Origin of the sequence: Bradyrhizobium shewense (assembly GCF_900094605.1) — a bacterium.
GTDB classification, from domain to species: Bacteria; Pseudomonadota; Alphaproteobacteria; order Rhizobiales; family Xanthobacteraceae; genus Bradyrhizobium; species Bradyrhizobium shewense.
Genome location: NZ_FMAI01000003.1, coordinates 1 through 22,827 on the forward strand (window position 1 = coordinate 1; position 22,827 = coordinate 22,827).

General features: G+C 65.0%; 19 protein-coding genes, 1 other RNA gene and 1 pseudogene. 9 read left to right on the forward strand and 12 right to left on the reverse strand.

The window, feature by feature from the left end; all coding sequences use genetic code 11:
• Positions 1–307 (forward strand): annotated as a pseudogene (locus GA0061098_RS44800) (integrase); the annotation flags it as partial.
• Between the two features lie 61 nt (positions 308–368).
• Here GA0061098_RS44800 and GA0061098_RS06895 read toward each other — a convergent pair.
• The 3 genes from GA0061098_RS06895 to GA0061098_RS06905 form a co-directional block, all read right to left on the reverse strand.
• Positions 369–1,004, reverse strand: a complete 636-nt coding sequence (locus GA0061098_RS06895) for a LysE family translocator (RefSeq protein ID WP_091955371.1) — start codon at positions 1,002–1,004, stop codon at positions 369–371.
• Between the two features lie 275 nt (positions 1,005–1,279).
• Entirely contained in the window at positions 1,280–4,342 is a 3,063-nt protein-coding gene (gene polA / locus GA0061098_RS06900) for a DNA polymerase I (protein ID WP_091955374.1), read from the reverse strand.
• 187 nt (positions 4,343–4,529) lie between these two features.
• Positions 4,530–5,597 carry an acyltransferase family protein gene (locus GA0061098_RS06905; RefSeq protein WP_091955379.1) on the reverse strand — a complete coding sequence of 356 codons (1,068 nt, stop codon included), beginning with the start codon at positions 5,595–5,597 and terminating at the stop codon, positions 4,530–4,532.
• Between the two features lie 195 nt (positions 5,598–5,792).
• On the opposite strand from GA0061098_RS06905, the gene GA0061098_RS06910 reads away from it, so the two are divergent.
• The 4 genes from GA0061098_RS06910 to GA0061098_RS06925 all read left to right on the forward strand — a co-directional run bounded on the left by GA0061098_RS06910 (position 5,793) and on the right by GA0061098_RS06925 (position 12,036).
• On the forward strand, positions 5,793–7,109 hold the full coding sequence (locus GA0061098_RS06910) for a UDP-glucose dehydrogenase family protein (RefSeq protein ID WP_091955383.1): 1,317 nt from the start codon (positions 5,793–5,795) through the stop codon (positions 7,107–7,109).
• A 130-nt stretch (positions 7,110–7,239) separates the two neighbouring features.
• Entirely contained in the window at positions 7,240–9,714 is a 2,475-nt protein-coding gene (hrpB, locus tag GA0061098_RS06915) for an ATP-dependent helicase HrpB (RefSeq protein ID WP_165637206.1), read from the forward strand.
• 119 nt (positions 9,715–9,833) lie between these two features.
• Positions 9,834–10,346, forward strand: coding sequence for a TIGR02281 family clan AA aspartic protease (locus GA0061098_RS06920; RefSeq protein ID WP_165637207.1), 513 nt, complete (start codon positions 9,834–9,836; stop codon positions 10,344–10,346).
• 190 nt (positions 10,347–10,536) lie between these two features.
• Entirely contained in the window at positions 10,537–12,036 is a 1,500-nt protein-coding gene (locus GA0061098_RS06925) for a phosphomannomutase/phosphoglucomutase (protein WP_091955394.1), read from the forward strand.
• Between the two features lie 165 nt (positions 12,037–12,201).
• On the opposite strand, the gene GA0061098_RS06930 is transcribed toward GA0061098_RS06925, so the two are convergent.
• The 9 genes from GA0061098_RS06930 to GA0061098_RS06970 all read right to left on the reverse strand — a co-directional run bounded on the left by GA0061098_RS06930 (position 12,202) and on the right by GA0061098_RS06970 (position 19,666).
• The gene (locus tag GA0061098_RS06930) at positions 12,202–12,711 is read right to left on the reverse strand and encodes an Lrp/AsnC family transcriptional regulator (protein ID WP_018320799.1); all 510 of its coding nucleotides are present in this window, start codon (positions 12,709–12,711) and stop codon (positions 12,202–12,204) included.
• Positions 12,712–12,808: 97 nt separating this feature from the next.
• Positions 12,809–13,732, reverse strand: a complete 924-nt coding sequence (locus GA0061098_RS06935) for a sugar kinase (protein WP_091955398.1) — start codon at positions 13,730–13,732, stop codon at positions 12,809–12,811.
• A 6-nt stretch (positions 13,733–13,738) separates the two neighbouring features.
• A complete protein-coding gene (nudC, locus tag GA0061098_RS06940) occupies positions 13,739–14,677 on the reverse strand; it encodes an NAD(+) diphosphatase (RefSeq protein WP_091955402.1) in 939 nt (312 codons plus the stop codon).
• Between the two features lie 10 nt (positions 14,678–14,687).
• The gene (locus GA0061098_RS06945) at positions 14,688–15,107 is read right to left on the reverse strand and encodes an HIT domain-containing protein (protein ID WP_091955406.1); all 420 of its coding nucleotides are present in this window, start codon (positions 15,105–15,107) and stop codon (positions 14,688–14,690) included.
• A 242-nt stretch (positions 15,108–15,349) separates the two neighbouring features.
• Positions 15,350–16,477 carry a muconate cycloisomerase family protein gene (locus GA0061098_RS06950; RefSeq protein WP_091955410.1) on the reverse strand — a complete coding sequence of 376 codons (1,128 nt, stop codon included), beginning with the start codon at positions 16,475–16,477 and terminating at the stop codon, positions 15,350–15,352.
• On the reverse strand, positions 16,474–17,229 hold the full coding sequence (locus GA0061098_RS06955) for an SDR family NAD(P)-dependent oxidoreductase (RefSeq protein ID WP_091955414.1): 756 nt from the start codon (positions 17,227–17,229) through the stop codon (positions 16,474–16,476). Before GA0061098_RS06955 ends, GA0061098_RS06950 begins: the two co-directional genes overlap by 4 nt.
• On the reverse strand, positions 17,229–18,023 hold the full coding sequence (locus GA0061098_RS06960; protein ID WP_091955419.1) for an amino acid ABC transporter ATP-binding protein: 795 nt from the start codon (positions 18,021–18,023) through the stop codon (positions 17,229–17,231). Before GA0061098_RS06960 ends, GA0061098_RS06955 begins: the two co-directional genes overlap by 1 nt.
• Entirely contained in the window at positions 18,020–18,682 is a 663-nt protein-coding gene (locus GA0061098_RS06965) for an amino acid ABC transporter permease (protein ID WP_091955423.1), read from the reverse strand. The genes GA0061098_RS06960 and GA0061098_RS06965 overlap by 4 nt, the downstream gene beginning before the upstream one ends.
• A gap of 138 nt (positions 18,683–18,820) precedes the next feature.
• A complete protein-coding gene (locus tag GA0061098_RS06970) occupies positions 18,821–19,666 on the reverse strand; it encodes a transporter substrate-binding domain-containing protein (RefSeq protein WP_028140845.1) in 846 nt (281 codons plus the stop codon).
• A 182-nt stretch (positions 19,667–19,848) separates the two neighbouring features.
• Here GA0061098_RS06970 and ffs point away from each other — a divergent pair.
• From ffs to recR, 4 genes are all read left to right on the forward strand, one after another.
• Positions 19,849–19,945, forward strand: an RNA gene (gene ffs / locus GA0061098_RS06975) — signal recognition particle sRNA small type.
• 95 nt (positions 19,946–20,040) lie between these two features.
• Positions 20,041–21,858, forward strand: coding sequence for a DNA polymerase III subunit gamma/tau (locus GA0061098_RS06980; protein ID WP_091955426.1), 1,818 nt, complete (start codon positions 20,041–20,043; stop codon positions 21,856–21,858).
• A 28-nt stretch (positions 21,859–21,886) separates the two neighbouring features.
• A complete protein-coding gene (locus tag GA0061098_RS06985; RefSeq protein ID WP_091955430.1) occupies positions 21,887–22,207 on the forward strand; it encodes a YbaB/EbfC family nucleoid-associated protein in 321 nt (106 codons plus the stop codon).
• A 1-nt stretch (position 22,208) separates the two neighbouring features.
• Positions 22,209–22,811, forward strand: coding sequence for a recombination mediator RecR (gene recR, locus GA0061098_RS06990; RefSeq protein WP_018320788.1), 603 nt, complete (start codon positions 22,209–22,211; stop codon positions 22,809–22,811).
• Positions 22,812–22,827: the final 16 nt, after the last annotated feature.

Sequence of the window (22,827 nt, forward strand, 5' to 3'; positions counted from 1 at the left end):
GCTTGGCCAACGCCCACCTGCCAGCGTCTATCAGCCCTCGCCGCGTGCGATGCCGAGGCGGCTTCCCGAGCCTGATTACCCGGCCGAAGCCGCGGTGCGCCAGGTTCGCTCCAACGGCGAGATCAAATGGCGAGGCGAGCTCATTCACATTTGCAGCGCTCTCGTTGGTGAAGCCGTTGCCGTCGAGGAGACCGAAGACGGAACCTGGCAAGTGCGCTTCTTCAACGTACCGATCGGCATCATCGACCAGAAAACGCGCAAGCTACGGCGCAGCGCCAGCGCCGCGCCGCAGCCGACCAAATCATGAACAACTGTTACCCATCCATCCGGTCTGTTTTGTTACCTATCCATCCGCTGGACAAAGTGCCTCACACCTTCTTCGCTTCCACCGCCATCCGTACCGCGAGCCCGGCCAGCACCGTGCCCATCAGCCAGCGCTGCACCAGCATCCAGCTCGGCCGGTTCGCCAGGAATTGCGCGATCGATCCCGCCGCGAGCGCGATCATCGCGTTGACGCTGACGCTGATCGCGATCTGGATTGCCCCCAGCACGACCGACTGCGTCAGCACGCTGCCGGCGGTGGGATCGATGAACTGCGGCAGCAGCGCGAGATAAAGCATCGCGATCTTCGGGTTGAGCAGGTTGGTGATAAAACCCATCGCGAACAATTTGCGCGGGCTGTCGATGGCGAGCTGCTTGACCTGGAACGGCGAGCGTCCGCCCGGTTTCACCGCCTGCCAGGCAAGCCAGAACAGATAACCCGCGCCGGCAAAGCGCAGCGCGTCATAGGCGAAGGGAATGGCGAGCAGTAGCGCCGTGATGCCGAACGCCGCGCACAGCATGTAGAACACGAAGCCGAGCGCGACGCCGCCGAGCGAAACGATGCCTGCCGCCGGGCCTTGCGTGATCGAGCGCGAGATCAGGTAGATCATGTTCGGCCCCGGCGTGAGCACGAGGCCAAGGCAGACGAGGGCGAAGCCGAGCAGGGCGGAGGTGTGGGGCATGGGTGAACCGGTGCGGGAGATGGCACGGTTCTAATATGCGAGGCGCGGTGGGGCCATCGCGCAATTGCTCGGAGGACAATTCAGGTTCTCGCATGTCACTCCAACGTCGTCCCCGCGAACGCGGGGACCCATACCCCCAGGGAGAAGTTTGGCGCGAGATCGTCATGGGCAATCTTCGCCAAACCCGATCCAGTGGCTATGGGTCCCCGCTTTCGCGGGGACGACACCGGCTGTGTGGCGTCAGCGAGTGCAAGCGGGAGAGGTAAAGAGCAGCCTCAATGCGCCTCGTCCCAGTTGGTCGCCGCGCGCGCATCGACGTGCAACGGCACCGACAGCAGCACGGCCGGGAAGGGCGCGTCCTGCATCACATGCTGTACGACGGGCAGCGTCGCCTCGACCTCGGCGTCGGGCACCTCGAAGATCAATTCGTCGTGCACCTGCAGCAGCATCTGCGCCGACAGCTTCTTCTCGGCGAGGGCATCCTCCACCCGCGTCATGGCGCGGCGAATGATGTCGGCAGCGGTGCCCTGCAGCCGCGCGTTGATCGCGGCGCGCTCGTTGAAGGCGCGCACCGAGGCGTTGGAGGCCTTGATGTCGGGGTAGTGGCATTTGCGGCCGAACAGCGTGGTGACATAGCCGTTCTGCCGGCAGAAGTCGCGCGTCTCGTCCATGTAGGCGCGGATGCCGGGGAAGCGCTCGAAATATTTCTTGATGTAGGCCGAGGCCTCCTCGCGGGCGATGCCGAGCTGGTTGGCGAGGCCGAACGCGGAGATGCCGTAGATGATGCCGAAATTGATCGCCTTGGCGCGGCGGCGGATCTCGCTCGGCATGCCCTTGATCGGCACACCGAACATTTCCGATGCCGTCATGGCGTGAATGTCGAGCCCGTCGCGGAACGCCTGCTTCAGCACGGGAATGTCGGCGATCTCCGCCAGCAGCCGCAGCTCGATCTGCGAATAATCGGCGGAGACTAGCTTGTGCCCGGGTGTTGCGATGAAGGCGCGGCGGATTTTTCTGCCGTCTTCGGTGCGCACCGGGATGTTCTGCAAATTCGGCTCGTTCGACGACAACCGGCCCGTCGTGGTCGCGGCCAGCGCGTAGGTGGTGTGCACACGATGGGTCTGCGGATTGACGTAGGTCGGCAGCGCGTCGGTGTAAGTCGATTTCAGCTTGGAGACCTGGCGCCACTCCAGAATCTTCTTCGGGAAGTCATGGCCCTGCTCGGCGAGCTCGTCGAGCACCTGCGCGGTGGTCGACCAGGCGCCGGTCTTGGTCTTGGTGCCGCCTGACAGTCCCATCTTGCCGAACAGGATGTCGCCGATCTGCTTGGGGCTGCCGACATTGACCGGCTCGCCCGCGATCTCCTGGATCTCGGCCTCGACGCGGGCCGCAGTCTGGGCGAAGTCGCCGGACAGCCGCGACAGCACCTGGCGGTCGATCGAGATGCCGCGCCGCTCCATGCGCGCAAGCACAGCGACCAGCGGCCGCTCCAGCGTCTCGTAGACCGCGGTCATGTGCTCGGCGACGAGGCGCGGCTTCAGCACGCGCCAGACGCGCAAGGCGACGTCGGCGCCTTCGGCCGACAGCGCCGCGGCCTTGTCGATCGGCACCTGGTCGAAGGTGATCTTGCCCTTGCCGCTGCCGAGCAGCTCGCTCTCCTTCAGCATGGCGTGTCCGAACCAGCGCTCGGACAGCGATTCGATCGCATGCGAGCCGCGGCCGGCATCGAGCACGTAGGAGATCAATTGCGCATCGTCGGTGTTGCGCAAGGTGATGCCATGCTGTGCCAGCATCACGGCGGTGAATTTGAGGTCGAAGCCGATCTTGAGAATGCCCGCCGATTCCAGCACCGGCCGCAGCGCCTCGATCGCATCGGCATGCTTGACCTGATCGGGTGCAAGGCCGGCGTCGAACAGGCCGGCCCCGCCGCCAGCTTGCTTGTGCGCCAGCGGCACATAGCAGGCCTCGTTCGGCGCCAGCGCCAGCGCGATGCCGCAGAAATCGGCCTGCATCGGATCGATCGAGTTTCCGCGGATCTCGACCGCGACATGACCGGTATCGTGGATGCGCGCGATGAAGGCGTCGAGCTCCTTGAGCGACTTGATCGTTTGATATCTGGCGCGATCGACTGGAAGCTTGCGCAACGCCTCTTCGCGCGCGGCGGCCAGCGAGATCGGCGCGCCCTTCGGGCTCGCAGCCTTGTCGTCCTTGCCCGCTGACTTGTTGGGCTCTTTCGCCCGGGCTTGCGCCGACGTATCGCCGCCCGGCGCAGGCACGACATCCGAGGGCGGCAGCGTCGTGAACACACTGGCGCCGCTGGCATAGCCAGGGTCGGCATCGACATTGGCGGGATCGATTTGCGAATATTCGGCGACGCGCCGTGTCAGCGTCGTGAATTCCATGGCTTTCAGGAAGGCGATCAGCTTGCGTGCGTCGGGCTCGTGGACCGCGAGGTCGTCCAGCGGCACCTCAAGGTCGACCTTGTCATCGAGCAGCACCAGCTTGCGCGAGATTCGCGCCTTCTCGGCATTCTCGATCAGCGCCTCGCGCCGCTTGGGCTGCTTGATCTCGGTGGCCCGAAATAGCAGCTGGTCGAGGTCGCCATATTCGGTGATCAGCTGCGCCGCGGTCTTGATGCCGATGCCGGGCACGCCGGGCACGTTGTCGGTGGAATCGCCGGCCAGAGCCTGTACCTCGACGACCTTGTTCGGCGGCACGCCGAATTTCTCGATCACCTCTGGGATGCCGATGCGGCGATCCTTCATGGTGTCGAACATGGTGACGCAATCGGTGACGAGCTGCATCAAATCCTTGTCGGAGGACACGATGGTCGCGCTGGCGCCGCGCTCGCAGGCCTGCCGCACATAGGTTGCGATCAGGTCGTCGGCCTCGAAGCCCACTTGTTCCAGGCAGGGCAGGTCGAAGGCGCGGACCGCCTCGCGGATCAGCGCGAATTGCGGGATGAGATCGTCAGGCGCCGGCGCCCGGTGGGCCTTGTACTCCGGGTAGATCTTGTTGCGGAACGTGACCTCCGACTTGTCGAAGATGATCGCGAGGTGCGTCGGTCGGTTGTCTTCCGGCATGTCGCGGAGCAGCTTCCACAGCATGTTGCAGAAGCCGAGCACGGCGTTGACCTGCAGGCCGTCGGACTTGCGGTTCAGCGGCGGCAGCGCGTGATAGGCGCGGAAGATGTAGCCGGAACCGTCGACCAGGAAGATGTGGTCGCCCTTGCCGGCCGGCTTTGCTGCAACCGGTTTGGCCGCAACCGGTTTGGCAGCAGCTGGCGCGGCAGTGGGGGTATCGGCTTTGGCGGAGGTCTTCGGGGAGGTCTTTGGCATGGCCGCAATGTATGAATTTTTGCGGGCTTTGACAGCCTTGGGAGGGGGATTTTTGGCTTGCTGGCGCCGCTATCCCCCGCTGTCATTCCCCGCGGAAGCGGGGAATCCAGTACGCCGCCCTATCGGTCGACAACGACTGTCTCTGGAATACGCCCGGTCAAGCCGGGTGACGACACCGAGATTGGCGCTACTCCGCCGCCTGCAACACCGGCCCAACCTTCTTCGGCGCAATCCAGAACGCATCCGGCCGCTCGAACAGGAAGCGGGCATTGAACAGCAAGGCGCCCCGCCAGATCGCGAGCGCGCCGACCACGCCGGCGACGGTGACGATCAGCGAAACCGTGCCGATGTCGGGAATGATGCCGGTGCGCAGCAGCAGCGTTCGCGTCGCCGCCATCGGCAGGAAGAAGGCGAGATAGATCACGATCGAATGCTCGCCGCAGAAGCGGAAGAAATTCAGCCACTGCGCGCGTGCGAGCAGCGTGCCCATCATGATGATGGCGCAGGCACCGGCAAAGCCGAGCACGAGCGAGACGATCCTCCATTCGCTGGCCCCCGACGCGACGAGGCCGGCATTGATCAGCACCCAGGTCGCGAGCGCTGCAAGCGCAAGGGCGGGATGTTCCCTCGCGCGATCCGACAATGCGAACACGTGAGGCGCGAACAGATAACCCGAATAGAAATAGACGAAGCGTGAGCAGAACTCGTCGATCGCGGTCCAGCCGGTCGAGATCCGGGCTGTCTCCAGGGCAGCGGCGACCAGCCAAATCGCGAGCGGCGGGAATTTGCGTGTCAGTTTTGTGACGATGAAGAAGACCGGCAGCAGATAGATGAACCACAGCGTGCCGAACGGCTCGATGAAGGATTCGAGATACAAGAAGCCAACGTGGTGCCAGCTCGTCTCCGCCGCGAAAGCCGGCGCCTTGAAGCCGAACTGGATTGTCACCCAGACGACATAGAAATAGGCGAAATGCACCACCTTGCGGTCGAGATAGGTTCGCCAGTCCCGATCGATCACCAGCGGCAGGAACAGGCCCGAGATCAGGAAGAAATCCGGCATCCGGAACGGCTTTGCGAAGGCCACGGCGACATGCATGAAACCGCTCTCGCCGGCGGCGAGCTCGACCCCCAGCACCGAATGCATCATCACGACCATGATGATGCAAATGCCCTTGGCGTAGTCGATCCAGTCGACACGCGCGGCAGAAGGGGATTGGCTGCCTCCGCTCCCTGCAATTGTGCCAGATGGTGCCATGGTGTCTCTTTTCGAGGCGCGTTCCGCCCCGTCCTGTTCGGGTGCGGGGCAGTGTGGGGCCTGCACGGTTTCCGACTTCTTTACCGGTTCAATTCCTATGCCGCTTTTTTGCCTGCGGACTGTTCCCTCCCCTCGGGAAAATGCTAAACCGCCCCGTGTCGGGGTTTCGTTAACCAATCTAAAACAGGGATTTTCATGCGCATCGCGATGATCGGCACGGGTTATGTGGGACTGGTGTCCGGAGCCTGCTTTGCTGATTTCGGTCACGACGTCACCTGCGTCGACAAGGACGAGAAGAAGATCGCGGCGCTCCGTCGCGGCGAGATTCCGATCTACGAGCCCGGCCTCGACGAGCTGGTCGCGACCAACGTCAAGGCCAAGCGCCTCGATTTCACCACCGATTTGTCCAAGCCGGTCGCCGATGCCGATGCCGTGTTCATCGCGGTCGGCACGCCGTCGCGGCGCGGCGACGGCCACGCCGACCTCTCCTATGTCTACGCCGCAGCGAAAGAGATCGCGCGGTCGCTCACCGGTTTCACCGTCGTGGTGACGAAGTCGACCGTGCCGGTGGGCACCGGCGACGAGGTTGAGCGCATCATCCGCGAGACAAATCCCAACGCCGACGTCGTCGTCGCCTCGAACCCCGAGTTCCTGCGCGAGGGCGCAGCGATCCGCGACTTCAAATTTCCCGATCGCGTCGTGGTCGGCACCTCCGACGAGCGCGGCCGCAAGGTGATGGGCGACATCTACCGCCCGCTGTCGCTGAACCAAGCGCCGCTGATGTTCACGGAGCGTCGCACCGCCGAAATGATCAAATACGCCGCGAACGCATTCCTCGCGACCAAGATCACCTTCATCAACGAAATCGCCGATCTCTCCGAAAAAGCCGGCGCCAACGTCCAGGAGGTTGCGCGCGGCATTGGCCTGGATAACCGCATCGGCACCAAATTCCTGCATGCCGGTCCCGGGTTCGGCGGCTCGTGCTTCCCGAAGGACACCAAGGCGCTGATCAAGATCGCGCAGGATTACGACGTCTCCTTGCGCATCGTCGAATCCGTGCTGGCCGTGAACGAAAATCGCAAGCGCGCAATGGCGCGCAAGGTCAGCCAGGCGCTCGGCGGCTCGCTGCGCGGCAAGACCATTGCGGTGCTCGGCCTCACCTTCAAGCCCGACACCGACGACATGCGCGATGCGCCGTCGATCCCGCTGGTGACAGGCCTGATCGACATGGGCGCGACGGTCAAGGCGTTCGATCCCGTCGGCATGGAGCAGGCCAAGGGCGAGTTGCCCGATATCACCTATTGCGAGGACGCCTATTCCTGCGCGCAAGGTGCCGACGCGCTCGTTATCGTCACCGAATGGGTGCAGTTCCGTGCGCTCGATCTCGACCGGCTGAAGAGCGTCATGGCGCAGCCCGTGGTCGTCGACCTGCGCAACATCTACCGCCCCGAGGACATGGAAGCCGCCGGCTTCACCTATGACAGCATCGGCCGCCCGCCTGTGCAGGGCTGATCGCCACACACGATTGTCATACCCCGCGAAGGCGGGGTATCCAGTCATCCCGATCTTCGTGATGATCGGGATCTGAGTTGACTGGATCACCCACCCGGCGCGCAAGGCGGGCGATGACGGATGCGAGATCTTGCCCCGCAGTTTCGACACACCCCTTCCGATCGATGCCGTGCTCGACGATTTGTCGCGCACGCTGGAGGCCAACAATGCCGCCGTGCTGGTGGCCCCGCCCGGGGCCGGCAAGACCACGCGCGTGCCGCTGGCGCTGCTCGATGCGCCCTGGGCTAGGGATAAGAAGATCATCGTGCTGGAGCCGCGGCGCATCGCGGCGCGGGCCAGCGCCGACCGCATGGCCAAATCGCTGGGCGAGCGCGCCGGCGAGACCGTCGGCTACCGCGTCCGGTTCGGCTCGAAGATCTCGCGCACCACGCGCATCGAGGTGGTGACCGAAGGCATCTTCACCCGCCAGATCCTCGACGATCCCGAGCTGCCAGGCGTTGCCGCCATCCTGTTCGACGAATTCCACGAGCGCTCGCTCGATGCCGACATGGGCCTGGCGCTCGCCCGTGACGCCCAAACCGGCCTGCGCGAAGACCTGCGCATCCTCGTGATGTCGGCAACGCTCGATGGCGCGCGCGTTGCAAAGCTGCTTGGCGATGCACCCGTCGTCGAGAGCGAGGGCCGCGCCTTTCCCGTCGAGACGCGCTATCTCGGCCGCAAGGCGGATGCGCCGGTGGAGCGGCAGATGGCGGATGCGATCGCATCGGCGCTGCGCGCCGACAGCGGCTCCGTGCTGGCATTCCTGCCGGGCGCCGCCGAAATCCGTCGCACCCAGAACTTTCTCAGCGAACGCGTGCAGGACGCCAGCATCGAAATCGTGCCGCTGTTCGGTGCGCTCGACGCCACCGTGCAGGATCGCGCCATTTCGCCTGCTCCCAAAGGCATGCGCAAGGTGGTGCTGGCGACATCGATCGCGGAGACCTCGCTGACGATCGAAGGCGTACGCATCGTGGTCGATTCCGGTCTTGCCCGCGTGCCGCGCTACGAGCCCGACATCGGGCTGACCCGGCTCGAGACCGTGCGCGCTGCGCGTGCGGCGGTAGACCAGCGCCGCGGTCGCGCCGGCCGCACCGAGCCAGGTGTCTGCTACCGGCTCTGGGACGAGCCGCAGACGGCCTCGCTCGCGCCCTACACCCAGCCGGAAATTTTGAGCGCCGACCTATCTTCGCTGGTGCTCGATCTCGCGCAATGGGGCGTGAGCGATCCCGCCGCGCTGTCGTTCCTCGATCCGCCGCCGGCGCCCGCGTGGAAAGAGGCAAAAAGCCTCCTCTCCGAGCTCAACGCACTCGATGGCGATGGCCGCATCACCGCAGAGGGAAAAAGCCTGCGTGCGCTGGCGCTGCCGCCGCGGCTCGCGCGCATGATCGTGGATTCGCATCGCGCAGGCGAGGGCGAAGCCGCCGCCGAGATCGCGGCCATCATCACCGAGCGCGGGCTTGGCGGCGACAGCGTCGATCTCGAGCATCGGCGCGACCAGTTCCGCCGCGACCGCTCGCCCCGTGCCGCCAGCGCGCGCGATCTGGCGCGGCGCTGGGCCTCGCAAGTGGCGGCTTCGGAGAAGGCGGGGCCGCAGGATGATCTCTCGACCGGTTTGATGCTCGCCTATGCCTTCCCCGATCGCGTCGCGCGCAATCGCGGCAATGGCAGTTTCGTGTTGGCCAACGGCCGTGGCGCCGCCGTCGAGCAGACCTCCTCGCTCGCCCGCGCGCCCTACATCGCGATTGGCGAGATGACCGGGACGGCGGCGAGCGGGCGTATCCTGCTCGCCGCGCAGATCACTGAGAGCGAGATCGAGCGGCATTTCGCCGAGCATATCGAGAGCGCCGACGAGATTTCGTTCGACCGCGGCGCGATGGCGCTGCGCGCGCGGCGCAAGCGCGCGCTGCATGCGATCACGCTGTCCGAAGCGACACTGGCCGTGTCGCCCTCCGAGGACACCGCGCGCATCTTCGCGGAAGGATTGATCGCCGCCGGCCTTGATCGGCTGCCCTGGTCGAAGGCTGCAAAGCAATGGCGCGACCGGGTGATGTTCCTGCGCAAGGCCGAGGGCGACAGCTGGCCCGACCTGTCCGACGACGGATTGATCGCGCGCCGCGACGACTGGCTGGTGCCGGCGCTCTACGACAAGATCGCGCTCAAGGACATTTCGTCCGGCGATCTCTCCGACGCGCTGATGGCGTTGCTGCCGTGGGAGATGCGCGCGCGGCTCGAGCGCGAGGCGCCGACGCATTTCGAGGCGCCGACCGGAAGCATGCTCGCGATCGACTACGAGGCCGAGCAGGGGCCGACCATCGCGGTGCGGCTGCAGGAGTTGTTCGGCCTCAACAGCCATCCCTCGATCGCGGCCGGCAAGGTGCCGCTGGTGCTGGAGTTGCTGTCGCCGGCGCAGCGCCCGGTGCAGGTGACGCGCGATCTTCCCGGTTTCTGGCGCGGCAGCTACGCCGCGGTCCGTTCCGACCTGCGCGGCCGCTATCCCCGTCATCCCTGGCCGGACGATCCGGCCAGCGCAGTGCCGACCCGACGCGCCAAGCCGCGCGGGACGTGAATCCCCATTAACCGTTCGCTCATCCTTTTCGTCAAAATAGCATTGCTCTGGCCGCGGCAATGCTCGCGGCCTGGCGTGTCGCGTGGTGAAATCGAGCTTTCCGGCTCGGAAGTGGTGTGATGCGTAACATTATGATCGTCGCAGCCGTCATGATCGGCCTTGGCACCTTCATGGCGCAGATGGCGGACAAGATGAGCTCCGCCTCCGCAACCTCGGTGCCGCGCACCACGGTCGCCGTCGCGGCAACCGCGCCTGCCGGCGGCCGCAGCCTCGCCATTCCCCGCGATGGCCGCGGTCATTTCCAGGCAGAAGGCCGGATCGACGGCCAGCGCATCGGCTTCATGCTCGACACCGGCGCCTCCGTGGTTGCGCTGAATGAGACCTCGGCGGCCCGCTTTGGCCTGCGTCCCTCGCGCAGCGATTACAACGCCACCGTCTCCACCGCCAACGGCACCATCAAGGCCGCGCGCACCCGCATCGCCATGCTCGAGGTCGGCGGTCTCGTCGTGCGCGACGTCGATGCCATGGTGCTGCCCGACGAGGCGCTGTCGGAGAACCTGCTCGGCCTCTCCTTTCTCTCCCGCCTGAAGCGCTTCGAATATTCCAACGGCCAGATGGTGCTGGAGCAATAGGCGGAGCCTTTCGCGATCAAGCGCCGTCCATTTCAAGATAGCTATTTGCGTCGACCGCCCTCGCGGTAACGTTTCTTCGTTACCAAACTGCCGCAATTATCGGCCATAAGCCTTCATTCCCGCCTTCCGCTGCGGCCTGGCATTCGCTAAGGCTGCATCAATTCCTGCCCTTTTTCACGAGACCGTCTCAATGTTCCCCAAGCCGAAATCCGTATTGCTGCCCAACACCTACGCCTTCGAATCCGAGCCGATGGTGAAGCCTACGGGCTTTCGCGAATACGACGCGCGCTGGTTGTTCCAGAAGGAAATCAACCTGATGGGTGTGCAGGCGCTCGGCATGGGGCTGGGCGCGCTGATCGCCGAGCTCGGCGTGAAGCAGGAGATCGTCACCGGGCACGATTTCCGTGGCTATTCGGCCTCGATCAAATACGCGCTGATCTCCGGCCTGATGGCGGCGGGCTGCAAGGTGCATGACATCGGCCTTGCCGTGACGCCGATGGCCTATTTCGGGCAGTTCGATCTCGACGTGCCCTGCTGCGCGATGGTGACCGCCTCGCACAACGACAATGGCTGGACCGGCGTGAAGATGGGCGCCAACCGTCCGCTGACCTTCGGTCCCGACGAGATGACGCGGCTGAAGGAGATCGTTCTGAACGCGGAGTTCAAGAACAAGGCCGGCGGCTCCTACCAGTTCCACGAGAACTACCCGGCGCGCTACATCGCCGATCTCACCTCTCGTCCGAAGCTGACGCGCAAGCTCAAGGTCGTCGCGGCCTGCGGCAACGGCACCGCCGGCGCCTTCGCGCCGCAGGTGCTGGAGGCGATCGGCTGCGAGGTGATCCCGCTCGACACCGAGCTCGATCACACCTTCCCGAAATACAATCCGAACCCCGAAGACATGGAGATGCTGCACGCGATTCGCGATGCGGTGCTGCATCACAAGGCCGATGTCGGCCTCGGCTTCGACGGCGACGGCGATCGCTGCGGCGTCGTCGACAATACCGGCGAGGAGATCTTTGCCGACAAGGTCGGCGTGATGCTGGCGCGCGACATGTCGGCGATCCACAAGGACGCGCAGTTCATCGTCGACGTGAAATCGACCGGCCTGTTCGTCACCGATCCGGTGCTGCAGAAGCAGGGCGCGAAGGTCGCCTATTGGAAGACCGGCCATTCCTACATGAAGCGCCGCACCAACGAGACCGGCGCGCTGGCGGGCTTCGAGAAGTCCGGCCACTTCTTCTTCAACAAGCCCTATGGACGTGGCTATGACGACGGCCTGGTGTCGGCGCTCGCGATCTGCGACATGCTCGACCGCGCGCCCGGCAAGTCGATGGCGGACCTGAAGAACGCACTGCCGAAGACATGGTCGTCGCCGACCATGTCGCCGCATTGCGCCGACGAGACCAAATACGGCGTCATCGACCAGGTGGTGAAGCACTTCGAGGGCTTGCAGGCCAAGGGTGCCAAGATTGGGGGACAGTCGATCCGCGATCTCGTCACCGTCAACGGCGTGCGCGTCACGGTCGAGGACGGAAGCTGGGGCCTGGTGCGCGCCTCCTCGAACAAGCCCGAGCTCGTCGTCGTGGTCGAGAGCCCGGTCTCCGAGCAGCGCATGCACGACATGTTCGAGATGGTGAACAGCGTGCTGCGCACGCATCCCGAAGTCGGCGAGTACAATCAGAAGATTTGAGGCGGGCCGAGGCAGGCGTGATCCATGCCTTCCTCACCGCTGTCATGCCCCGGCTTGACCGGGGTATCCAGTACGCCGCGGCCCCTCCGTATACGATTGACGTCTCTGGATACTGGCTCGCCCGGTCAAGCCGGGCGATGACAGCTTCCGTGTGGTGAAGAAGAGCTAAGCCGCCACCACTGCCGGGATCGGCAGCGCGGTGACCGATTTGATCTTCTCCATCGCGAAGCGCGAGGTGACGTTCTTCAGCGGCACGGCGCTGATCAGCTTCTTGTAGAACACGTCATAGGCCTGCATGTCCGCGACCACGACGCGCAGCATGTAGTCGACGTCGCCGGCCATGCGATAGAACTCCATCACCTCGGGCATCGCGCTGACGGCTTCGGCGAATTTCTTGAGCCAGGCGTCGGAATGATCGGAGCTTTCCACCGAGACGAACACGGAGATGCCGAGCCCGATCTTGTTCTGGTCGACCAGGGCCACCCGCTTCAGGATGACGCCGTCAGCCTCCAGGCGCTGGATGCGCTTCCAGCAGGGGGTCGAGGACAGTCCGACGCGGTCGCCAATCTCGGCGACGGACAGGGAGGCATCCTCCTGCAGCACCATCAGAATCTTGCGGTCGATGGCATCGAGGCGGCGGCTGGTCTCGGGGATCTGGACGGCGACGTCGGTCATTTGAAGAACTTTGTTCCATTTAAGGGGCTTATTTCCCTGATATAGAGAAAATCTTTCCCCAGCAAGCCCATAATCTCGGCTCATCCATGGAATTGCTCTAGGGCCTTCCTCGCAAAAACTCTTCAACTTCAATGCGTTGGGGTGCAGCCATGCCACCGCCATGGCGGGTGCATTTCAGTGCTGCCGCGGCCGCGGCGAATCGCAGCGCCTGCCGCACGTCGCCGCCCTCAGCGAGGCCGAGCGCGAAGGCGCCATGAAAGACGTCGCCGGCGCCGAGCGTATCGACCGCCTGGACCGGGAAGGCCGCGGTCTCCTCCAGCTCGCCTGCCTCGTTCAGCCAGATGCTACCGAGCGGACCGCGGGTTGCGGCAAGGAAGGCGGGCGTCAGCTTGGCCAGGCGTCGCAACGCCTTGCCGTCGTCGGCGATACCGGCGGTCTCCTGCACCTGCTCGCTGGCGAACAGCAGATGCGAGCCGGCGGTCAGCAGGCCGTCCTGCAGCGACATCGCGCGATCGACCCCGACGATGACGGGAATGCCGCGTCGCCGGGCCTCGGCGCAGAGATCAATGCAGAATGAGGCACAACGGCTTTCAACGAGGATGGCGCGGCAGTCGGCCAGCAATTCGTCGGCATCGGGCAGCTTCACGCTCCACAGGCCGGGATCGCGATAGATCGTGAGCGTCCGTTCGCCCGAGGGCTCGATCATGATCGCGGAAACCGGCGTGGTCACATCAGGCATGCGCACGATGTGCGTGGTGTCGATGCCCTCCTGCGCCATTTGGTCGAGGATGAAGCCGCTCGATGTCTCCCGCGCATCGCCCATGGGGCCAGCGAAAAAGACGTGACCACCAAGTCGCGCAATCGCGATCGCGGCATTGAGCGCGTTGCCGCCGCAGATCTCGGCGAGATGGCTGGCGTTGGCCTTGCTGCCGCGCACCGGCACGGCCTCGACCCGAAAGGTGAGGTCGCGCACGGGAATGCCGATGCAGAGGATTCGCGGCGCGATCCCGGATGCGGCCATCGGCGGTCAGCTCTTGTCGTGCACCCAGCGGCCGAGCAAATGATGGGCGATGGCGAAGGGATGCGGGCCGGCGAGTCCGTCCGGATGCGTTCGCGCCAGCATCAGGGCGGCCTCCTCGCGCGTGAACCAGCGCGCATCCTCCAGCTCTGAGTGATCCACGACGATGTCCTCGCTCACGGCCCGCGCGCTGCAGCCGATCATCAGCGACGACGGATAGGGCCAGGGCTGGGTCATGTAATATTGCACGTCGGTGCAGCGGATCCCGGATTCTTCCAGGATCTCGCGGCGCACCGCGTCCTCGATGGTCTCGGCGGCTTCGACGAAGCCGGCAAGGCAGGAATACATCCCTGCCGGAAACTGCTTCTGGCGGCCAAGCAGGCACTTGTCGCCGGAGGCGACGTGCATGATCACGACAGGGTCAGTCCGGGGAAAATGCTCGGCCTTGCAAGCCGGGCACTCGCGCTTCCAGCCGCCTTCCTTCATCGCGCTGCGCGTGCCGCAATTGGCGCAATAGCCGTGGCGCTGGTGCCAGCCGACCATCGACTTCGCCATCGCGATCGCCGACAGCTCGTCGGGGGGAATCGCGCCCTGCATCGCCATGCCGCGCAGCTCGGTCACGGTGTAGTCCTCGCGTCCCACCAGCTTCTCGGCGGCGGCCTGCGACAGGCCCATGCCGAACATCGCGGCGTCGTCGCGTAAGCCTAGGAAGATCGTGCCGGGATTGGCGCCGCACTTCAGCGCCTCGTCGATCGAGAGCAGCGCGCGAATCTTGTCGCCCTCGCGCTTGACCAAGAGCGAGTCGCGGTAAACGACATAGGCGCGCGAGGCCGGCTTCTGCTCCATCGCGAACAGCTTTTGGTCGTCGCGGCGCAGATGCGCGGCGCGATCGAGGATGTTGGTGACGAAGGCCGGCTGTCCCAGCGGAAATGCGTTGAATGCTGACATTATCGTTCTTTCAACCCAACCAGATCTTGCGGCGAAGCGCGCTGATGAAATTCTGAACCTCTGCGGCGTCATGCGCCAATGGCGGCATCACGCCCCAGACCGGCCGCGGCCAGGCCGCGTCACTGGTGCGGCGCGCGATGATGTGGACGTGAAGCTGCGGCACGAGGTTGCCGAGCGCCGCGACATTGAGCTTGTTGCATCTGGTGATCTCCTTCAGCGCGCGCGAGACGCGGGAGATCTCCGTCATCAGCTGCGCCTGCTGCACCTCGTCGAGATCGATGATCTCGACCGCATCGGCGCGCCGCGGCACCAGCAGCAGCCAGGGATAATGCGCGTCCTTGATGACCAGCACCTTCGACAGCGGCAGATCGCCGATATCGATGGTGTCCTCTTTCAGGCGGGAGTGCAGCGACCAGGCGGGTTCGGGCATATGCGTTTCCGGATGGCCCGACGGGAACGGGCGTGTTGGGCACGACCATACGATAGGGAGTTAGCGAGGGGAAGGATGGCAACTGCATACTCGATCGTCGTCCCGGACAAGCGCAGCGCAGATCCGGGACCCATAACCACAGGGAGTGGTTTGGCGAAGACACGGAGTTGCCAGCCCTCACCAAACTCGATCCTGTGGTTATGGATTCCGGGCTCGCGCTGCGCGCCCCGGAATGACGGAAACTACGCCTCCGCCAGCACCCGCGCATTGGCGCGGACCGAGGTTTCGCTGACGCGAATGCCAAGGCCGGGCCCGTCGGGCACCACGACATGGCCGCCGCGGTTGGCGACGCGCTCTTCTAGCACGTCCTCGGTCAGCACGTGGTGCGGCATGTAGAATTCGCAGCCGAGCGAGATGCCCGGCGTCGCCGCGATCAGCTGCGTGCCGGCGGCTAGCCCAATGCCACCCTCCCACAGCGTGCCGCCATAGCCGGGCAGGCCGGCGATGTCGGCGATCGCCATGATCGCCTGCGCCTCGAACAGGCCGCCGGCCTTCATCAGCTTGATCGAGACCGCATCGGCGGCCTCGCGGCGCACCACTTCCATCATGTCGCGGCGGTCAAAACAGCTTTCGTCGGCGAGCACGGGCGTTTCCAGCGCGGCGGTGAGCTGCGCCATCACGTCGAGAAACTTGCGCGGCACCGGCTGCTCGATGAAGGTCGGCGCGAACTCTTCGACATCGCGCAGGATCTTGATGGCGCCGAACGGCGCCAGCGCCTGGTTGTAGTCGACGCGCAAATCGACCGTGTCGCCGAATTCCTTTCGGATCGCTTCGAGATGGTCGAGGTCCTCGCGGTGCGGCTTCACGCCGGTCTTGACCTTGTAGATGACGTTGCCGTCCGGAACCATTCTTCGCATGCGCTCGAGATCGGCGGCGAAATCCGGATCGGCGATGGAGAAGGAGAGGGGAATCGTGTCGCGCACGCGGCCGCCGAGCAGGTCGGCAACCGAGAGCCCCGACGATTTGCCGACGATGTCGAGCAGCGCCATCTCGATGGCAACTTTTGCCTCGGCATGGCCGACCAGCGCGCGGTCGAGCTCGGCCATCAGCGCGCGGATCCGGCGCACCGGCTTGCCGAGCACGATGGGCCTTAAGTAAATGTCGAGCGCGGCGAACGCGGCTTCCGGCGTTCCCGTGAACACTTCCCACGGCGCCGCCTCGCCCCAGCCGACCACGCCGTCGCTGGACGTGAGCTCGATCAGCACGCGCTTTACCGTGCCCTTGACGTTGCCGACGCCCTGCAGGCGCGCCATCTTGATCGGGCTTTCGATCAGGAACAGCCTGAGACGTTCGACGGTTGCTTCGGTCATGTCAGGCCTCCATTGACGTGCCAGACCTGGCCGGTGACGTAGGATGCTTTTGGGGATGCCAGGAAGGCGATGATCTCGGCGACCTCTTCCGGCCGCCCGCGGCGGCGCATCGGGATCAGCGCTTCGGTCGCGGCGATCTGCTCGGGCGACAGCCGGCTCTCGCTCGGCTTGTCCTTGACGATGAGGCCCGGCGAAACCGCGTTGACGGCGATGCCATCGCTGGCGAGCTCGATCGCGGTCAGCCGCACCAGTGCTTCAAGCGCGGAGCGGCTCGCGGCCGTTGCCGCGAACGGCGCGAATTCGGGCCGGATCGCATGTGCGACGAAGGAGGACACGGCGACGATCCGTGCATCTTGCCCCGCGCGCAACACTGGGAGCGCGGCATCAACCAGACGTGTGAAGGCCAGCGCAGACTCGTCCATCGCCTGCCGGAACTGATCCGCCGGCGTGCCGATCGCGCTGCCGCGGCGGGCATGGCCGCCGACCAGGATCAATCCGTCGAGCCGGCCGAAGGCGGCTTTCGCGGCGGCGATGGCGTCGGTGGCGGCAGTCTCCTCGGCGAGGTCGCCAAGGCACGTTGCAACGGCCGCACCGCAGGCTTCGGCCTCCGCCGCGGTCGCCTTAAGTCCGTCTTCGTTCGAGCGCGTGTGCAGAACGAGCCCGACGCCGGGCGCCGCGAGCAGTTTTGCGGTGGCACGGCCGATGCCGCTGGCGGCACCGGTGACGAGATAGACGCGATTGATATCGGACATCACGATGCCGTTGTGGCCGGCGGCAGCGCGCCGGTGCGGTGGAAATGGCTGAGGAAGGCGCGTGTCGCCGCTTCCTGCGGATTGTCGATCACCTGCCGCGCCGGGCCTTCTTCGACCACGACGCCGTCGCGCATGAAGATGAGACGGTCGGCGACCTCGCGGGCAAAGGCGATCTCATGCGTCACGATCACCATGGTCATGCCTTCGGAGGCCAGTTGCTGGATCACGCTCAGCACCTCGCCGACCAATTCAGGATCGAGCGCGGAGGTCGCCTCGTCGAACAGCATCACATCGGGCTCCATCGCGAGCGCGCGGGCGATGGCGACGCGTTGCTTCTGTCCGCCGGACAGCGTCGCCGGGTATTGGTCGGCCTTCTCGGCAAGGCCGACCTTGGCGAGCTGCGCCCGCGCGAGCGTCTCGGCGTCCGCCTTGGCCATGCGCCGCACCGTGACCGGTCCCTCCATCACGTTCTCAAGCGTCGTCATGTGCGGGAACAGATTGAAATGCTGGAACACCATGCCGGTGGTAGCGCGGAATTTTGCCAGCGTCTTCACGTCGGGCAGTTTCGAACCATCGCCGAACGCAAAGCGGGTGTCGCCGACGCGGACGCTGCCGCCATCGGGCACGACCAGCAGATTGATGCAGCGGAGCAGCGTCGACTTGCCCGAACCTGATGGCCCGATCAGCGCGACGACGCCGCCTTTGGCGACGTCGAGATTGATGTTCTTCAAGACCTCGTTGCTGCCGAAGCTCTTGCGAAGGCTGCGGATCTCGATTTTCGACGTCTGGCTCATTCGCTGACCGCCAGTCGCTTCTCGCCGCGGCGGACGAGGATGGTGAGCGGGATCAGGATCGCCGCATAGGCGACCGCGACCGCGGTGTAGGTCTCCAGCGGCCGGTAGCTGTCATGGGCCGCGACCTGGCTCTGGTAGACGAGGTCCGGCACTGCCAGGACCGAGACCAGCGAGGTGTTCTTGAATTGGATGATCGACTGGTTCATCAGCGCCGGGATCATACGCTTGATCGCCTGCGGCAGCACGATGCGCCGCATGGTCTGGATCGGCGTCATGCCGAGCGCGGCGCCGGCTTCGGACTGACCGCGGTCGATCGAGATGATGCCGCCGCGGATGATCTCGGAATAGAACGAGCCGCCATAGAGCGAGAGCGCCAGCGCCGAGGCCGTGATCGGCGTCATCTCGACGCCGGCGAGGATCGGCAGCGCGTAATAGAACCAGATCAGCTGCACCAGGATCGGCGTGCAGCGAAATGCCTCGATGAAGGTGAGCGCGAGAAGACGCAACGCCCTAAAGCGCGACAGGGTGCCGAACGCCCCGAACAGGCCGAACAGCAGCCCGCACACGACGATGACCACGGTGAAGCCGACGGTGACGCCAAGCCCGTTGAGAAACAGCCAGCGATAGGTCCAGAGGATGCCGAAGTCCCACTGATACATGTGTGTTCAACTCGTCGTGGGTGCTGTTTCACACCGTCATTCCGGGGCGCGACAAAGTCGCGAACCCGGAATCCAGAGATTGTAGCGCGAGATTCCGGGTTCTCGCTTCGCGAGCCCCGGAATGACGAAAGTGGAAACTTACAGCGAAACGCCCGGCGGAATGTCCGCTTCGGTCACGCCCACCAGTTCCATGTTGGTGATGATCGCGTTGCGGATGAAGCCGAGGCCCTTGTTGAAGTCGATCCAGGTGTTGACGTAATCGCGCCAGGTCTTGTCGGTCTCGCGGCGGAAGCCGGCATTCGAGGTCGTTGCGAAGATCGGCGTCGGCAGCACGAGCTGGCCGAGCGAGGGGTTCTTCTTCAGTACGGTCAGCGACAGCATGGTGATCAGGCACTGCGCATCGACGCGGCCGGTCTGCAGCGCGGCGGTGGCGTCGTCCGCCGTCTTCAGCCGCGTGATCTGCGCCTTCGGCGTCAGGCGGCTGACGACCTGATCGTGCGAGGAGCCCTGGTCGACCGCGATCTTGATGTCGGGCGAGTTCAGCTCGGCCCAGCTCTTCGGCTTGAAGTCCTTCTTGCAGAGGATGGCGAAGGCGTTGTTGAAGACCGGCACCGAGAAGTCGACCACCAGCGCGCGCTTCGGGGTCGGGTTGAGGCCGAAAAAGATGTCAATCTTGTTGGCCTGCAGATCGAGCACCGAATTGCCCCAGGTGGTCTCGGTGATCTCGAGCTCGGCCTCCATGTCGTCGGCGAGCCCCTTGGCGATGTCGATGTAGAAGCCCTTCCACTGACCGCTGGAGAGATCCTTCATGTAATAGGGCGCGCCGCCGCCGACCGCGCCGATCCGCATCTTCTTGGTGCGGCGGATGCGGGCGAAGGTCGATTCGTTCGGATCGGCGGTCTGGGCCACGGCCGGCGAAGCCAGCGCGGCCGCTGTCATCGCGCCAAGTCCGACAATCGATGCAACATCACGACGTGTAACCATTGGGATCAATCGCTTTTCTGGTTGGGACAGGTTCCGGCAGGTTCATACCAAGGTCGCACTTTCAGTGAAAGCACAGCCTATCGGCTGGGCAGATCGGGAATTGCCCGGATGCTGGGCAGGCACCGTCAATCAAGGGCGATAGCCGCTTGCTTTCCGCCCCTTTTGGCTCCAAATAGGGACCGGGAGATTGGCGGTGGACGAGCCACTCGCCAACCGGGTCAGGTCCGGAAGGAAGCAGCCCTAACGAGGTCCGGATCGGGTCGCTCGTCAGTCTCCTACCTGTTTTTCGAGCGAACCAGCGCCGGCGGCACCAGCCGCCAGCGCGCTCCTTTCCGCAAAAGCCGGCCAAGAGACATTTCATTGCGGATCGACCGATGACCGACGCTGGCGCCCCTCCGAACCCCGACAGCGCCGGCCGGGCCGGCAACGCGCCCTACCGGGTGCTGGCACGCAAATACCGTCCTTCCAGTTTCGACGATCTGATCGGCCAGGAGGCGGTGGTCCGCACCGTTTCCAATGCGTTCGAGACCGGACGGATTCCGCAGGCCTGGATCCTCACCGGCGTCCGCGGTGTCGGCAAGACCACCACCGCGCGCATCCTGGCCCGTGCACTCAACTACGAGGTGCCTGATGGTTCGGTGAAAGGCCCGACCATCCACATGCCGACCCTGGGCGTGCATTGCCAGGCGATCATGGAAAGCCGGCACATGGACGTGCTGGAGATGGACGCGGCCTCGCACACAGGCGTTGACGACGTCCGCCAGATCAATGACAGCGTGCGCTACGCGCCGGCCAGCGCGCGCTACAAGGTCTACATCATCGACGAAGTCCACATGCTGTCGACGGCGGCGTTCAACGCCTTCCTGAAAACGCTGGAGGAACCGCCGGAGCACGCCAAGTTCGTGTTCGCCACGACCGAGATCCGCAAGGTTCCCGTCACCGTGCTGTCGCGCTGCCAGCGTTTCGACCTGCGCCGCGTCGAGGCCGACGTGCTGATGAAGCATCTCGCCAATATCGCGGCGAAGGAAAGCGTCGAGATCGAGCCCGAGGCGCTCGGCATCATCGCGCGCGCCGCGGAAGGCTCGGTGCGCGATTCGCTGTCGCTGCTCGACCAGGCGATCGCGCATGCGGCAGGCACCGTGAAGGCTGACGCGGTCAGGCAGATGCTGGGGCTCGCCGATCGCACCCGCGTCATTGACCTCTTCGATTCGATGGCGCGCGGCGACATCGCCGCCGCCTTCAAGGAGTTCCGCGACCAATACGACGTCGGCGCCGATCCCATCGTCGTGCTCTCGGACCTCGCCGAATTCGTCAATTTCGTTACCCGCGTGAAGGTCATTCCGGCGATTGCCGACAACGTCGCCTATGGCGAGACCGAGCGGGTTCGCGCCAAGGAGTTCGCCTCGAAAATCTCGATGCGCGTGCTGTCGCGGATGTGGCAGATGCTGCTCAAGGGCATCGCCGAGGTGCAGGCCGCGACGCGCCCGGCTGCGGCCGCCGAGATGGTGCTGGTGCGCATCGCCTATGTCGCCGACCTGCCGACGCCGGACGAAGCGATCAGGATGCTGGAGCAGAACGGCGGCGGCTCGCCGGCCGCGAGCGGCGGCGGTGCTGCACGCAGCGTACCGGCCGCGCCGACGGCCTCCGCAGCGCCTGTTCGCATGCCAACGTCGTCGCCTTCATTTGGCGGTGGTGGAGCGCGGCCGCAGATGGCCGCGCCTGCGCCGGATCCGCAAGGTGCCGCGCCGGCGTTGCGCATCACGAGCTTTACCCAGCTCGTCGCGCTGGCCGGGCAGAAGCGCGACATCATGACCAAGAGCGCGCTCGAAGGCGACATGCGCCTTGTCCGTTTCGAGGAGGGCCGGCTGGAGGTCGCGCTCGAGCCCAACGCCTCCAAGACCATGATCTCCGAGCTCGCCAAGAAATTCGAGCTGTGGACCGGCCGCCGCTGGACGGTGATCGTCTCCAATGAGCAAGGCCAGCCGACGCTGCGCTCGGTGAACCATGCGGCGAAGCAGGAGCATGCCCGTACCGCGGAGGCCGATCCGCGCGTGCGGGAGGTGCTGTCGCGTTTCCCCGGCGCGAAGGTTGTCGAGGTCCGCAGGCTTGCCCCCGAGACGCCGGAAGCCAATATAAACGCTGACTATGGCAGTGACGATCCGCCCGACGGTTCCGACGGCGACGATCTCTGAGCCCATCTTTTTCCAAGGACGAGCACCGATGGCTGATTTTCTCGGCATGATGAAGCAGGCGGCGCAGCTGCAATCCAAGATGCAGGAGATGCAGGAGCAACTGGCCAACGTGGAAGTCGAGGGCATCTCCGGCGGCGGCCTCGTCGCCGTGCGCATGACCGCGAAGATGGACGTCAAGGGCATCAAGATCGATCCCTCGCTGATGAAGCCGGAAGAGCGCGAAGTGCTCGAAGACCTGCTCGTCACCGCGCTCAGCGATGCCCGCCGCAAGGCGGAGACCGCGATGCAGGAGAAGATGCAGTCGCTGACCGGCGGTCTCGGCCTGCCGCCGGGGTTGTTCGGCCAGTAAGATGGGCGCGGTTGCAGGTCCCGAAATCGAGCGGCTGGTGCAGCTTCTCGCGCGGCTGCCGGGCCTCGGTCCGCGCTCGGCGCGGCGCGCGGCGCTGCATCTGATCAAGAAGCGCGAAGCGCTGATGATGCCGCTGGCCTCGGCCATGCAGGTCGCGCTCGACAAGGTCCAGGTCTGCAAGACCTGCGGCAACATCGATACGCAAAATCCCTGCACCGTCTGCACCGATCCCAAGCGCGATGACGCCATCATCGTTGTCGTCGCCGACGTCGCCGATCTCTGGGCGCTGGAGCGCGCCAATGCGACCCAGGGTCGCTATCATGTGCTGGGCGCGACATTGTCGCCGCTCGACGGCGTCGGCCCGCAGGATCTGACCATCGACGCGCTGGTCGCGCGCGCGCATGATTCTCGGGTGCACGAAATCATCCTGGCGCTGAATGCGACGGTGGACGGCCAGACCACGGCGCACTACATCACCGACCTGCTCCAGGACGCCAACGTAAAAGTAACCCGGCTGGCCCATGGTGTGCCTGTCGGTGGCGAGCTTGATTATCTCGATGAAGGTACGCTATCGGCCGCGATGCGGCAGCGTACCCTGTTCTAGCCATCCAGACTTTACG